Origin of the sequence: Neobacillus paridis, from assembly GCF_016765675.1 — a bacterium.
GTDB classification, from domain to species: domain Bacteria; phylum Bacillota; class Bacilli; order Bacillales; family Cytobacillaceae; genus Neobacillus; species Neobacillus paridis.
In genome coordinates this window covers 1-14,599 of the sequence record NZ_JAESWB010000171.1, presented here as the reverse complement: position 1 = coordinate 14,599, position 14,599 = coordinate 1, and the positions used below count along the sequence as shown (strand labels likewise).

The 14,599-nt window shown below is 39.1% G+C and carries 12 protein-coding genes; 7 read left to right on the top strand and 5 right to left on the bottom strand.

Annotated features, from left to right (window positions below; translation table 11 throughout):
* The first annotated feature begins 20 nt into the window (after positions 1-20).
* The gene (locus tag JK635_RS12855) at positions 21-1,043 is read left to right on the top strand and encodes a protein-glutamate methylesterase/protein-glutamine glutaminase (RefSeq protein ID WP_235888085.1); all 1,023 of its coding nucleotides are present in this window, start codon (positions 21-23) and stop codon (positions 1,041-1,043) included.
* A gap of 149 nt (positions 1,044-1,192) precedes the next feature.
* Entirely contained in the window at positions 1,193-1,465 is a 273-nt protein-coding gene (locus JK635_RS12850; protein ID WP_202654372.1) for a hypothetical protein, read from the top strand.
* 96 nt (positions 1,466-1,561) lie between these two features.
* Here JK635_RS12850 and JK635_RS12845 read toward each other — a convergent pair whose 3' ends face one another.
* The 5 genes from JK635_RS12845 to JK635_RS12825 form a co-directional block, all read right to left on the bottom strand.
* The gene (locus tag JK635_RS12845; protein WP_202654371.1) at positions 1,562-2,458 is read right to left on the bottom strand and encodes an abortive infection family protein; all 897 of its coding nucleotides are present in this window, start codon (positions 2,456-2,458) and stop codon (positions 1,562-1,564) included.
* 70 nt (positions 2,459-2,528) lie between these two features.
* The gene (locus JK635_RS12840; protein WP_202654370.1) at positions 2,529-5,630 is read right to left on the bottom strand and encodes a type I restriction endonuclease subunit R; all 3,102 of its coding nucleotides are present in this window, start codon (positions 5,628-5,630) and stop codon (positions 2,529-2,531) included.
* Positions 5,627-6,742 carry a restriction endonuclease subunit S gene (locus tag JK635_RS12835; RefSeq protein WP_202654369.1) on the bottom strand — a complete coding sequence of 372 codons (1,116 nt, stop codon included), beginning with the start codon at positions 6,740-6,742 and terminating at the stop codon, positions 5,627-5,629. The genes JK635_RS12840 and JK635_RS12835 overlap by 4 nt, the downstream gene beginning before the upstream one ends.
* Entirely contained in the window at positions 6,739-8,307 is a 1,569-nt protein-coding gene (locus tag JK635_RS12830; RefSeq protein WP_202654368.1) for a type I restriction-modification system subunit M, read from the bottom strand. The genes JK635_RS12835 and JK635_RS12830 overlap by 4 nt, the downstream gene beginning before the upstream one ends.
* 4 nt (positions 8,308-8,311) lie before the next feature.
* Entirely contained in the window at positions 8,312-8,533 is a 222-nt protein-coding gene (locus JK635_RS12825) for a helix-turn-helix domain-containing protein (RefSeq protein ID WP_202654367.1), read from the bottom strand.
* Between the two features lie 649 nt (positions 8,534-9,182).
* On the opposite strand from JK635_RS12825, the gene JK635_RS24285 reads away from it, so the two are divergent.
* The 5 genes from JK635_RS24285 to JK635_RS12805 all read left to right on the top strand — a co-directional run bounded on the left by JK635_RS24285 (position 9,183) and on the right by JK635_RS12805 (position 14,540).
* Positions 9,183-10,592, top strand: a complete 1,410-nt coding sequence (locus tag JK635_RS24285; RefSeq protein WP_235888084.1) for a phage NrS-1 polymerase family protein — start codon at positions 9,183-9,185, stop codon at positions 10,590-10,592.
* Positions 10,589-11,485, top strand: coding sequence for a DNA primase family protein (locus JK635_RS24280; protein ID WP_235888083.1), 897 nt, complete (start codon positions 10,589-10,591; stop codon positions 11,483-11,485). The genes JK635_RS24285 and JK635_RS24280 overlap by 4 nt, the downstream gene beginning before the upstream one ends.
* 271 nt (positions 11,486-11,756) lie before the next feature.
* Positions 11,757-12,656 carry a phage major capsid protein gene (locus tag JK635_RS12815; RefSeq protein ID WP_202654366.1) on the top strand — a complete coding sequence of 300 codons (900 nt, stop codon included), beginning with the start codon at positions 11,757-11,759 and terminating at the stop codon, positions 12,654-12,656.
* Positions 12,657-12,731: 75 nt separating this feature from the next.
* Positions 12,732-12,935 (top strand): transposon-encoded TnpW family protein, encoded by a 204-nt coding sequence (locus JK635_RS12810; RefSeq protein ID WP_024833073.1) that lies wholly within the window; start codon positions 12,732-12,734, stop codon positions 12,933-12,935.
* Between the two features lie 57 nt (positions 12,936-12,992).
* Complete coding sequence (locus JK635_RS12805; protein ID WP_235888082.1) at positions 12,993-14,540, top strand: recombinase family protein; 1,548 nt, start codon at positions 12,993-12,995, stop codon at positions 14,538-14,540.
* Positions 14,541-14,599 lie beyond the last annotated feature (59 nt).

Here is a 14,599-nt window from a genome sequence, read left to right as displayed (position 1 = left end):
AGAAAATTGGAGATGATTCTATGAGAATAAAAAAGACAATCAATGTATTAGTAGTTGATGATTCTCTCTTGTTCCGAGAAGTTATCTCACGCGGGATTTCGACAGATCCTGATATAGAAGTTATCGCAAAAGCAGCGGATCCTTTTGAAGCTAGAGATAAGCTTTTGCAATATCAGCCAGATATCATGATTTGTGATATTGAGATGCCCAAAATGAATGGCATTGAGTTCATCAATCGGCTATTACCGCAATATCCGATACCCGTGATTGTTGTCAGTGTGATTAGTCATGCTGTTTTCGATGCATTAAACGCTGGAGCTGTTGATTTTATTGCTAAGCCAAATATGCGAGAGGCCAATAATGTAGAGGTTTTTATTGAAGAATTGATTGAGAAGATTAAGATTGCCTCCATGGCAAAGGTATTGCCGCGGCGAAATACAGTCAAGCAGTCACCTGATCCCGTCCATTCAACTGGAATCACCAAAAAGCTGATTGCCATTGGTGCCTCGACCGGGGGAACGGAAGCGATTTTGAATCTATTAAAATCCCTGTCAAGTAATCTGCCTGGTATAGTCATTGTGCAACATATCCCACCGCTGTTCTCGACGATGTTTGCGGAGAGACTGAATAGCGAGCTGCCGCTATCTGTCAAGGAAGCGCAGACAGGGGATTATATTGAAACAGGCACGGTGCTAATTGCCCCCGGTGACAGGCATATGCGCGTCAAAAAAGAGGGCGCCAAGTATAAAGTGGAGTGTTTCCGTGGGGAAAAGGTGAACGGCCACTGCCCCTCAATTGATATTCTCTTTGATTCCGTTGCGAAAGAAGTGGGAAAGCAGGCGATTGGCATTATTTTAACCGGTATGGGCTATGATGGTGCAAAAGGATTACTGGCGATGCGGCGAAAAGGAGCCCGAACGATTGGCCAGGATGAGAAAACTTCCGTTGTCTATGGAATGCCAAAAGTGGCGTTTGAAATCGGTGCAGTGGAAAAACAAGCAAGCCTGTCCGCCATTCCCGATGTTTTATATTCGATGATTTAGGTTATTTTTTTCAATAAAAAGGATCATGCTCCGCCTTGATTTTATCGAGACGGAGCTTTTTTTCAAAAAAATGAAGGCGGCGTTAATGGAAGTTATGTTGAACTACCTTAAATTATAGTAAAATATTCCTATAGAAAGGGGGGAGTTCATTGAATAATCTAGAGGTAATGAAACAACGAAACCTGTTCATTATTAAGGCAACATGGTTGTTCTTCGCAATTGATATTCCTATCAATCTATTACAAGGCAATTTTGCAACAGTAAAAGTATTAATCGTTGTCGCTATTCCTGCTTTAGTCTTAATGACGTATTTAGTCAAGAAAAATACCTCAGCTAGACTCGTGATGGATTTAGATCTTATTTTGATTTTGGCGGTCTTATTTATTTTGAATATAAAAGCGGCCAAAGAAGCGTTCACTTAGGGATTGAAGAAAAACGTAACTGACAGCTTCAAGCGGGGTAAAAGTAAAAGACCAGTCACATTTAAACTTAATGGCTTGATGTGGCTGGTCTCTTTATTATTTTGTATTATTTCCCACTGAAAGTATAAATTCAGCCATAGTCATTGCAGAATTTACAAGAAGTCTAGCATGATGCTCAGATATACTAATTCTTTGACTTCCAACACCATGCGCATCACTATTATTGTTTCTCATCTCAGCAATAGATGAAACGATTTTTTCCAAACCTGAAAGTAGTGTATTGATTCGTCTATCAAGGTTTTTATCTGTGTGCATATTGTATAACCCTTTTACTTGCTTATAAAGCCTACCTATGTCTCCACTGTCTGTTGGCGTTTCATTCTTGTTTTCGATAACATAACAAAATACTTCTTCTAATAATGTTCTAGATTTAGTGATTGCACTGTCATAACTTCCATTTACCACATCAAGCATTGCCCTCTCAGAAATATCTTTAATGTATTCTCGATCAATGTTTTTTACTTGAGGAGTAGTTACTTTAATCGTAGAATTTATTGGAATAATATGAAATCTTTGATTGATGATAGTAAGTTTTTTGCCACCAAAATAAAGTATTCCATTAATCTGTTCTATTACTGTCTTAACGATATAATTATAGATCTCTTCAATCTGATCTGGTGTTTTCCCTTTAAGTTTATCTGTAAATTGCTGTTTTGAAAGTAGATAGGAAAGAATATCATTAATTCGGTTAGTCTCAATTCCATGCTTAAGAAGGTTATCTAAGTAATTCCATCTACTTAATGCTCCTCCATTCCATCCGTATGTTTCAGACAGTCCAAATAATTGGGAAATTTCTACTATAGTCGGGCCACTTAAATAAGGCATTGAAATCTCTACATCATCTATTTCTCCAAATTGAGAATCACCGTCTAAAATAGCTAGAATAGCCTTATTTCTTAATAGCTCAAATGGAGATTTTTGCTTTTTATCCAATCATTTCACCTCACAATATTTATTCTATAGTAACCTATCAATTTATTTAATCTGCTGTATTGATTATTTGCTACACCAACCCTAAATACTTCTCAAAGAATAACATTAGTTTTTCGATAATTCCTTGCTTTTTCGCGGCTCTGCCTCCGCCAAAGCGGGATACAGGTGGCATGATTTTATCAATAGCTGTACCGGTCGTTTTAAGCATTCCGTCTCGGAAAGCATTGTCGATGAAACGGCGGGTTTCTTCAGGCTTTAATCTTTCTTCTTCTATAATTGCTGTAATATCCGCTTCCTTACGCTCATGGAGGAATTTACGCCAATCCTCATCCACTTTGGTCGATACATTGACTTGCTCAATAAAACGCTCGATAAGCTCTTTCTTACTTCGAAGTTCAATACTCGAATTGATAGCCTTATCAATTGTCGTAAGAATGGTTTTATCCTTACAGTTGGATTTTTGATATTTGGCTACAAGCATAAGGATGTAGTCAATATTTACCTCTATCTGTTTGACCAGTTCAATCTCGAAAACTATGTCATCATTGATAGTTTCTTTGTCACCATCAGCACCTTTTCTATATTCCTGATACAGGTCAATATAAATGCTCTGATAGTCCTGAAAATCCCTTTCAGATAAAATCTCGTTTCCTTCAAAGTCATCGAAGGAAGTAAGAATATTTCTGAGTCGAAGTATTGCTCCATATAGCCGTATAAAGTCTTTTTCAGCTTCTTCTCCGAGAATAGGTTGTCCAAGGGGATACTGTGTTGTAAGGGTTGCAATCAGTTCAGCATAGCCCGGCTTGTGTTCACCTTTTTCATCATATCCCTTATAATATTCATCGAATGTTTTTAGCAGTACAATACCGCCTGCATCCTTATTGCCGAATAGTGCAATGGCTTTGTCTGTTTCTTCTTTCAAATCTCTAAAGCAAACGATATTACCATATGTCTTAACGCTGTTTAGGATGCGGTTAGTCCTTGAAAACGCCTGTATAAGTCCATGCTGCCGCAGATTTTTGTCTACCCATAGTGTATTCAGAGTTGTTGCATCAAAGCCAGTAAGGAACATATTAACAACAATCAATATATCGATCTCCCGATTCTTTACACGAAGAGAGAGGTCTTTATAATAATTCTGGAACTTATCCGAGGAAGTATCGTAATTTGTGCTAAATGTGGAATTGTAATCTCGGATAGCCGCCTCAAGAAAATCTCTGGAGCTCTGGTCAAGGTTTTCCATATTAAAATCCTCTTCAGGCAACAGTCCATCTGGCTCCTCCTCATTTGCACTAAAACTGAAAATAGTTGCAATGGTAAGGTTACGGTTTTTTTCCGCTATCTGCTTCTTAAACTCATTATAGTATCTGATTGCCATTGGGATGGATGCAGCAGCAAATATGGAGTTGAAACCGGCAACTCGCCTTGTTTCACGCTTTTCTATCATCTTTTTAGGGTTGTGCTTATCTGCTTCTTCCCATTTCGCAGAGAATGTGTAATAACTATTGCGCTTCGTCTTTTGATCAAAGTGTTCAAGAACGTAAGAAACAATTTCACTGATTCGCTGTGGATCTGCTAAGGCTTTTTCTCTATCTATGCTATAGACTTTTTTATCATTAACGTAATCAGGCATCTTAATGGTATTGATAAAATCTATTCTAAAAGGCAGAACATTCCCATCATTGATGGCATCTACAATGGTATAAGTATGTAGCTTTTCTCCAAAAGCCTGCTCTGTTGTACGAAGCAGTGGGTTACCTCCTGAACTGGCATTGGCAGCAAAAATTGGGGTTCCCGTAAAGCCGAAGATATGATAGTTCTTAAAGCTCTTCGTAATAGCTTGATGCATTTCACCAAATTGGGAACGGTGACACTCATCAAAAATCAATACCACATGTTTCTTGTAAATATCATGCTGTTTGTTTTTACGTATAAATATATCCAACTTCTGAATAGTGGTTACAATGATTTTGTATTCATGAGGATTTCCTTTTTCATCCCTGTCCTCCAATTGTCTTTGAAGAACTCTTGTGGACGTATTACCGTTAGCTGCCCCCTTTTCAAAACGGTCATATTCCTTCATAGTCTGATAGTCTAGGTCTTTACGGTCAACAACAAACAGTACCTTGTCTATGTAAGGCAAGGCAGAAGCTAATTGGGCTGTCTTAAAACTGGTCAATGTCTTACCAGAGCCTGTTGTATGCCAAATATATCCTCCAGCTGCAGTTGTGCCCATCTTCTTGTAGTTGGTTGATACTACAATACGTGATAATATACGTTCTGCAGCAGCTATTTGATAAGGACGCATTACAAGGAGCAGATCTTCAGAAGTAAAGATACAATATTTTGTTAGTATATTTAAGAGGGTATGCTTGGCAAAAAATGTTTTAGTAAAGTCCACAAGGTCAGGAATAATTTTGTTATTTGCATCTGCCCAAAAGCTGGTAAATTCAAAGCTGTTGCTTGTTTTTTTGCTTCTTCGACGTTCACTGCTGCTTTGCTCCTTGATATGAGCATTTCTTGTGGTGTTACTATAATACTTTGTATGGGTGCCATTGGAGATTACGAATATTTGTACATATTCAAATAAACCAGAAGCCGCCCAAAAGCTGTCACGCTGGTATCTTTTTATCTGGTTGAAAGCTTCACGGATAGCAACACCACGACGCTTTAACTCTACATGAACTAGTGGAAGTCCATTTACAAGGATTGTTACATCATATCGGGTTTCATGCTTGCCACTCACTTCTTCGTATTGATTAATAACCTGCAAACGATTGTTATGGATATTCTTCTTATCCAAAAGGTATATGTTCTTTGTTGTTCCATCTTCACGTTTTAGAATCTGGATATGGTCATCCTGAATTTTTCTGGTCTTTTCAACAATTCCTTCATTTGTATTGGCAATACATTCTGTGAAAAATTTATCCCATTCACTATCAGTAAATGTAAAATCATTAAGCAGTTCAAGTTGCTTTCGGAGATTTTCTATCAATGAAGCTTCATTGTGTACTGAAATATATTCATATCCTTGTGAAGTTAGTTGCCTGATAAACTCCCGCTCAAGTTCTGCCTCGCTCTGATACTTTTCAGGACGGACATTATATTCAGCTGCATATTCAGCAACAACCGTTGCTTCATCAGTACTGGCAACGATGTTGTAAATGCTCATCCCGTCACCTCCTTGAAAGATAACAGTTTATCTCTGTAATATTCATATTGCTTTTGCCGTGCTTCGATTTCAGCAGGAATGCCGCTGGTTAAGTCGTTACAGAGAGCGTCAAAGCGGTCTAGGATAGATACGATGCGCTCTTGTTCTTTGAGAGGGGGGACGGGAATTTCTAGTCTTTCAATAACAGAACGAGCCAATCGTGGTACACTTGCTCTTCTAACTCTTGATAAAAGATAACTTTTTTGACACAGTATTGCATAATATAGAAATCTGCTTTGCAAACGGTCTGAACAAGTTAGACAATAGCAATCATCTGCAGCCCAGAAATCTATTTTACTATAACCTATTTCTCCAGCAGCACCTGCACCGATTATGAAAACTGTGTTTTTATTGAAATTACTTTTTTCGTAGTAACCTAAAGGTGTCATACTGTTTTGAAAAACTGGATATGTTCCAGTTTCTGTAAGTTGGCTTTTTACGACACGAACTCCCCTCGTTATTGTCGTAACCTTATCCAACCTTACTTTTGGCACATCATCATCAAACGTCAGCAGCAAATCCCTATAATACTCATACTGCTTTCTTCTTGCTGTAAGCTCTGCTGTAAGCTCTGCTGTAAGCTCTGCTGTAAGCTCTGTGAAATTGTCCAGAATACGGACAATTTCCTGCTGCACAGGCAGAGGGGGAACGGGGATTTGGATTTCCTCCATATTCCCCTTATTTAGTTTAGCTCTTGTTCCTCCGGTCAAGAAGGGGATAAAATTAAAACTTGTTAAGTAGTAATATAAAAACTTGGTATCTAAATCCTTACGGCCTTTTATAACATGGACATGGTTGTTAGCCCAAAAGAAACCATCTACATATTGTACAGAATAATTTTCAAGACTTGCAGAGCCATCTTCTGCAATTAGTACATATTGTCCATAGTGCGTATACCCCTCAACATAATCTTGGATATTGTTAGCACCATAATACGGGGTGTCACCTGGTATGCGTAATGATGATTTAACAGGCTTCCGTTTGTTGTCCTCTATATCACAACATTCCGCAAGTCGCACATACTCCACTCCATCTGGACAAAGTTCAGCAATCAATTCATCTAACTTACTCATTTGCCCACCTCAATTTCCGCAATAATCTTATCTATTTCTTCCCTCAAAACCTGCTCTCTCGCCACAATCTTTTCTATCTCAGCATTGAGGGCGACAATATCAATCTTTTCTCTCGTATCCTCTTGTTCAACATAGGTAGAAACAGACAGGTTATAATCTTGTTCAGCAATTTCGCTGTTTGGCACAAGCCTAGCAAAATGCTCTATATCTTTTCTATCTTTGAATGCGTTAAGAATGGTCTCAATATTTTCCTGTGTTAGTTTGTTGTTATTCGTAACCTTGACAAATTCCTTAGATGCATCGATAAATAAGGTACTATTTTCTGATTTAGATTTCTTTAGAACCATAATGCAGGTAGCAATGCTGGTACCATAGAACAAGTTATCCGGTAACTGAATGATACAGTCGATATAGTTATTGTCAATCAGGTACTGCCTGATTTTCTTTTCAGCGCCTCCGCGGTACATTACACCGGGGAAACAAACGATAGCCGCTGTTCCGTTTGTTGCAAGCCAAGAAAGACTATGCATGATAAAAGCAAGGTCTGCCTTGGATTTAGGAGCCAATACTCCCGCTGGAGAAAAACGGGGATCGTTAATCAAAATAGGATCATTATCGCCCTTCCATTTAATAGAGTAAGGTGGATTTGATACAATGGCTTCAAAAGGCTCATCATCCCAATGTTGCGGATCTGTTAGCGTGTCACCAAGGGCAATATCAAATTTGTCATAATCAATATCGTGCAGGAACATATTAATTCTGCACAGGTTGTAGGTTGTAATGTTGATTTCTTGACCGAAGAAACCTTGACGTACATTTTCTTTTCCTAAGATTTTTGCAAACTTTAGCAGTAGAGAGCCAGAACCGCAAGCGGGGTCATATACCTTGTTGACTTCAGTTTTTCCTACTAATGTTAAGTGGGTAAGGAGTTCAGAAACCTCCTGCGGCGTATAGTATTCACCACCACTTTTTCCTGCATTGGATGCATACATACCCATTAAAAATTCATAAGCATCACCGAATGCATCTATGGTATTGTCTTTGTAATCTCCCAGCTTCATTTCTCCAACAGAATTCATTAGCTTAACCAGCTTTTCATTACGCTTTACTACAGTGTTTCCTAGCTTATTGCTGTTAACATCAATATCGTCAAACAGGCCTTTGAAATTATCTTCACTCTCTGTTCCTTGGGCAGATGCTTCTATATTACTGAAAATCTGTTCCAGTGTTTCATTTAAGTTTTCATCGTCCTTTGCACGAGCTCGGACATTTTCAAAAAGCTCGCTGGGTAAAATAAAGAAGCCTTTTGTCTTAACTAAATCCTCTCGTGCCTGTTCTGCTTCTTCGTCGGATAACTTGGTATAATCAAAATCCCTATTACCAGCTTCCCATTCTCCGGCGTTAATATAGGCAGTAATATTTTCAGATATGTAACGGTAAAAAAGCATTCCTAGAACATATTGCTTAAAGTCCCATCCATCTACACTGCCTCTTAGATCATTTGCCATATTCCATATCGTGCGGTGTAATTCCGCCCGTTCCTGTTCTTTTCTGTTATTTTCCATAACTCTACTTCCTTTCTTCAACCATATTGGGCACTAATTCCATGATATCTTTAAAATCAACGCCAAGTGCCGTACAAACCTTTACAAGAACGTCCATACTGACATATTCGTTTTTAGAAAGCTTTGAAATTGACGATGGACTTATTCCCGCAGCAGCTTGTAAATCTTTCTTCTTCATATCGCGGTCTATCAACAATTTCCAAAGCTTTTTATAGCTAACGGACACTTTGGTCACCTCTTTATATATGTTTTTTCCATTATAGCACATTTTCTTCAAAAATAACATGATAATTCTGTGTTTGTGAAGTAATTTTACAATGTTAACAAAGATAATGATAGAATGATAGTTGTGTATGCCTTTATTTTTGATTTTTATACTTTTAGACAAAAATGTCTGTAAGTCTATTTGTAAAACCAAAGTCAAAGTTATAACATTAAGCCTTCTTAAATTTAATACCACTTTCGCTCAAATTTGAGCAAAAGCACAATCATTACAGCCGTCTTTACCTTAGAAAAAAGACAGGCTGTTTTTTTTATTTTAGGGGTTCGAATCAATAGGATTCTTCGCTTATGGATGAGGAAGAAAAAATATTTTTAGAAAATCCTCAATTAATGTGTTTTACCAAGGCTATAAGGTGAGAGGAAAAATAATCCCCCAATAAAAGCATAGTTTTTCTCTCACTGCTCCTTGACAACTGAATACCCCGAAATGCAAGAGATACTTCAAGGTGAATATGCCATGACGATAATTCCGAGCGTAATTCTTGAAAGATAACGAGGTTGTGTCATACAAGGCAAACCCTCTGGAACCGTAGCGTTTCGGATCATTTATAAAAGTCAAGGAGGTGAAGTAACTGAAAACACAATATGAGAACTTGCCACAGATACTTAAAAGTAAGCCACAGTTTTGCTGTTGGAAATATGAGGAAAGAAGTGGCAGAAAAACCAAAGTTCCCTATAACCCAGTAACAGGAAAAAGGGCAAAAGCAGATAAACAGGGTACTTTTAAAGATTTTAGTTCGGCGGTAGCTGCTGTAAGTTATTATGACGGTATCGGATTTTTGGTAGGTAATGACATATGTGTTATCGACTTAGATGATTGCTTTGATAGCAGCGGTAAGCTTAAGCCTATTTCCCAAAGTGTTGTAGACGCTTTCAGTGGTTGCTATATGGAACACAGTCCATCTGAAAAAGGGTTGCATATTTTCTTTAAGGCCACAGGCTTTAACTTTGACAAAACAAAATACTATATCAACAACAGAAAGCTGGGAGTTGAGGTCTATGTGGCTGGAGCAACAAACCGCTTTGTTACCGTAACGGGCAATGTATTTGCAGATGGTGATATACCGAAGAAATCGAATGAACTACAGATGATACTAGACAAATATATGCTGCGTCCTACCCCTGTGAAGCAACTACTGGATACAGAAAGTAAATCCTATCTGTCTGACAAGTCTGTTATTGAGAAGGCATTAAAATCGTCAAACGGAGAAAGGTTCAAAGCATTGTGGCAGGGAGATACATCTGGTTATGCTTCTGCCAGTGAAGCTGATTTGGCACTTTGCGGTATGCTGGCATTTTGGTGTGGCAGGGATATTGGGCAGATGGACAGACTTTTCCAAAAAAGCGGCTTAATGCGGGATAAATGGAATAGACCACAGTCCGGCAGTACTTATGGAATGATAACCATAGAAAAAGCTATCGCAAATGCTACTGAAATATATAAACCAGGTGGTATACATTCATCAACTACAGAAGATTTTGGTGAATGTTCCCTTACTGGCTTTAAGCCTGAGAGTAACGATCGCTACCCTTGGACGGATATTGGGGCAAGCAGGCTGTTTGCTGATTATTATAAATCTTTTGCCCGCTATGTTCCCGAAAGGAAGATGTGGTTTTGCTACGAGAATGGTATTTGGATTCCTGATGTCGGTAATCTCAAAGTAATGGAAATGTGTAAATCATTGGCTAACCAACTACTAACCTATGCTTTGACTATTCAGGATGAACATCAAAGAAAGGCATACATTGACTATTGCAGTAAGTGGCAGTCAAGAAGATACCGAGAAACGGTACTTAAAGATGCACAGAGCGTATATCCCATATCAATGGCTGAATTTGACCAAGACCCGCTTATGCTCAACTGTGCTAATGGCACCTTGTTTTTAATATCCATGGATTTTCATCCCCACAACAGCGAGGACAGACTCACAAAGATATCTGGCGTTAAATATGATCCAGAAGCAAAAGCGAGCGATGGGATAGATTTATTCATGAGATTATGAGCGGAGATGAGGAAAAGGCAAAATTCCTCCAAAAAGCCTTTGGGTACAGTATCAGCGGAGACACTCGGTATGAATGCCTGTTTGTTCTCTATGGTGCTACAACTCGAAACGGTAAAGGTACGCTATGTGAGAGCATTCTTAAGGTATTAGGCAGTTATGGCTGTACCGCAAGGCCAGAGACTATCAGTCTGAAAAAGAACAATAACAGTTCAAGTCCAAGTGAAGATATTGCCCGGCTTGCAGGAGTTCGCTTTGTGAATATCTCCGAACCTAGCAGAGGACTTGTCCTAAATGCTGCACAGGTAAAAAGCATGACGGGTGGTGACACCATCAACGCAAGGTTTCTACATGAGAATTCTTTTGACTTTTCGCCAAAGTTTAAGCTGTATATCAACACCAATTATCTGCCAGTTATTACGGATATGACGCTGTTTTCCAGTGGCAGAGTGGTGATTATTCCTTTTGAACGACACTTCGATGAAAGCGAGCAGGATAAAAACCTAAAACGTGAATTCGCCAAACCAAAGAATCAGAGTGCTATCCTTAACTGGCTAATTGAAGGCTATCAGTTGTTAAAGAAGGAAGGCTTGACTTTACCTGATTCCGTTAAGACAGCAACGGAGGCTTATAAACGTGACAGCGATAAAATAGCATTGTTTTTAGAGGATGCCTTGGAGGAAAGTCCTAACAGTGAGGTGCGGACATCCGAAGTGTATGCCCGGTATCAGCGTTGGTGTAGTGCCAATGGATGTTATTCGGAGAATGCAAGAAACTTCAAACAAGCATTAACAGCTATCGCCCGTGTAGAACGGAAACGACCACGTTCTGGTGGTGGAATGACCACAATGCTTATCGGATATAAGCTGACAGAAGAAGAATTTTTTCTTATTTAAACACAGTGTAGCAGCTTGTAGCAAGAAAAACAGGTTATATAAAAAATCGCTCTCGTATAGAGAGTTTAGTTTTTACCTGCTACATCTTGCTACAAAGCTTAAAACCACTAAAACCACTGGATACAACTTCATGTGTTAATACCTGCCCTAGGGGAGGTCAAATCTCCACACCTTTTCATCTGGATAACGGGCGTGGGGCAACGCGTAAAAAAACGCGGTTTCAAACAGGGTATATACCCCACATTTAATAAAATTTAGGAGGTAAACGATTATGGCAACATCAACAACTTATAATAGAGCGTTTTGGAATGTTATGAAAGGAAAAGAAGAAAATAATCAAAATCTAAGCGAGGGCTTTGATAATGCAGGAGCCTATGTCGCACCAGATGAGTTCAGAGAAGGCTTTAACACTGCTTTGGCAAAGGAGAATATATTCCGCAGATTTGCTACTGTTATCAATCTATCTTCTGCAGAAGGTAAAATTCAAGCGGTATCCTCAACGGGTACAGCAGATTGGGTTGAAAACGGAGATCCAATCCCTGAAAGTGCCGATACATTTACACAGTTTCTGGTGAAATCATACAAGCTGGCATCTCTTGTCAAGCTAAACCGCTCATTCGTCACCGATATGAACTTTAATCTAGAAAAATATCTGATGGGTGATTTTGCGAAGCGTTTTGGCAAGGCTGAGGAAAATGCATTGCTTAATGGAAATGGCACAACACAGCCAACAGGTATCCTTACAGCAGATGGAGATGTAACTACAGCAGATAGTGCTACCATCTCTTTTGATGAGATTATCTCTCTGTATTTTTCATTAAAAGATGAATACCGAAATAACGCTGTGTTTATCATGCACGATAATACAGCTATGCTTCTTAGAACCCTTAAGGATACAAGCGGCAGTTATCTGTGGAATCCTTCAGATAACACCATCTTCGGAAAGCCTGTAGTTACCTCTCCATATATGCCTACAGTATCAGCAGGAGCAAAAAGCATTGTAATTGGAGATTTATCTTATTACTGGCTGATTGAGCGTCAGCCAATAACAATAAAAAAATTAAATGAGTTATATGCATTGCAGGGGCAAATTGGATTTTCTGCTTACGAGAGATTGGATGGCAAGCTAATTCAACCGGATGCTCTGAAAATATTACAAATAAAAGCTTAAATAATGGATTAGGCACTGAGTCATCAATTCAGCTCAGTGCCAGTTCCTTCAAAACATAGGACAGGAGGTTACGATATGGAGAATCAAAGTAACAGCCGCACAACCAAATCCGATATCGGAGGTACGGTCTATGTGGTGGAATCACGAGTAAGTGATTCAGCAAAGGAAAGTGCATATTCCAAGCTGAAACGACTGATTACAGTCAACGCAAAAAGCCTTTCAAAGTTATCAGATAGTTCATATAAACCCACGGAAATCAACTCGACTTCTTCAAGGTAGTACGGTAATATACATAGTGCTAAACCGCTTGAAGACTGTCGGAAATGGAGGATAAAAATGAATAGACAGTCAACATTTAGCACTATACGTAAATCAACATTAGCATTTGAAGAAGCAAAACTTACTGCTCTTTACTGCAGGCTTTCACGTGATGATGAGCTTGCAGGAGACAGCAACAGCATAGTGAACCAGAAGGCAATTCTAAAAAAATATGCTGAGGACAACGGTTTTCGCAACATCGAATTTTATGTGGATGATGGGGTCAGCGGTACAACTTTTGATAGACCAGACTTTAACCGCATGATTGCAGATGTAGAGTCCGGTAGAATCGGAACGATTATCATCAAGGATATGTCCCGTTTCGGCAGGGATTACCTCAAAGTAGGCTATTACACAGAGATTATGTTTCCTGAAGCAGATGTACGATTCATTGCTATTAACAATGGTATTGATAGTGCAAACCAAGCAGACAGTGACTTTACACCGTTTCTTAACATTATTAATGAATGGTATGCTAAGGATACTAGCAAGAAAATCCGCGCCGTGTTCAAATCCAAGGGACAATCTGGTAAGCCGCTCTGCACCAATCCGCCTTACGGTTATATTAAAGACCCTGAAGATAAGTTGCACTGGATTATAGATGAGAAAGCCGCCGAGGTGGTCAGAGATATTTTCCGACTGTGCATGGCTGGCTTTGGACCCACGCAGATAGCAAAGCAACTTGAAAAGCGATGCATTGATACACCTACGGTTCATCTTCGCAAAATGGGTATTAACACTCCAGCAAGACCACCTGAAAACCCATATGCTTGGTCGGCTCGTACCGTAGCAGATATTCTGGCTAAAATGGAATATCTAGGTCACACGATAAATTTCAAGACTTCTAAAAAGTCATATAAGAGCAAAGTTAAGATATTGAACAATCCAGAAGATTGGCTGGTTTTCAAAAATACCCATGAAGCAATTATTGATGAGGGGACTTGGGAAACAGTGCAGAAAATCAGAGATGGCAAGCGAAGACCATCACGATTAGGTGAAATGGGAATGCTTTCTGGCATGATGTTTTGTGCCGACTGTGGAGCAAAGCTGTATCAGGTTAGAGGCAAGGGATGGACACACGATAAGGAATACTTCGTTTGTGCTACTTACCGCAAGAAAAAGGGTATGTGCAGTTCACATCAGATACGCAATGTTGTAGTGGAACAGCTTTTGCTAGAGGACTTAAGACGTGTAACCTCCTTTGCCAAAGACCATGAACAGGAATTCATCCGTATAGTTATGAATAATTCAGAAAAGGAACTTGCCAAAGAACTCCGCCAAAGTCAAAAGGAGTATGAACAAGCACAGACTCGCATTGCTGACATAGACAAAATCATTCGAAAGCTATATGAGGATAATGTGATGGGCAAAATTCCCGAAGAGCGTTTTTACAAGATGTCGGCTGAATATGAAGCCGAACAGAAGACGCTGGAAGAAAGGATAACTAAATTAAAGCATACCATTGATACAGCAAATGAACAAACCCTCAATACCGACCGTTTGAGTCAAGTATTTGTGGGCAGTTTTTTTATCTCCACAGAAGTGAAAGCGGATTCACTTATTTAGAGTGCTCTCTTGATAGAAAATTTGTCTTTTTTAAAAACCGGCCAACTCTTTTAATGCTT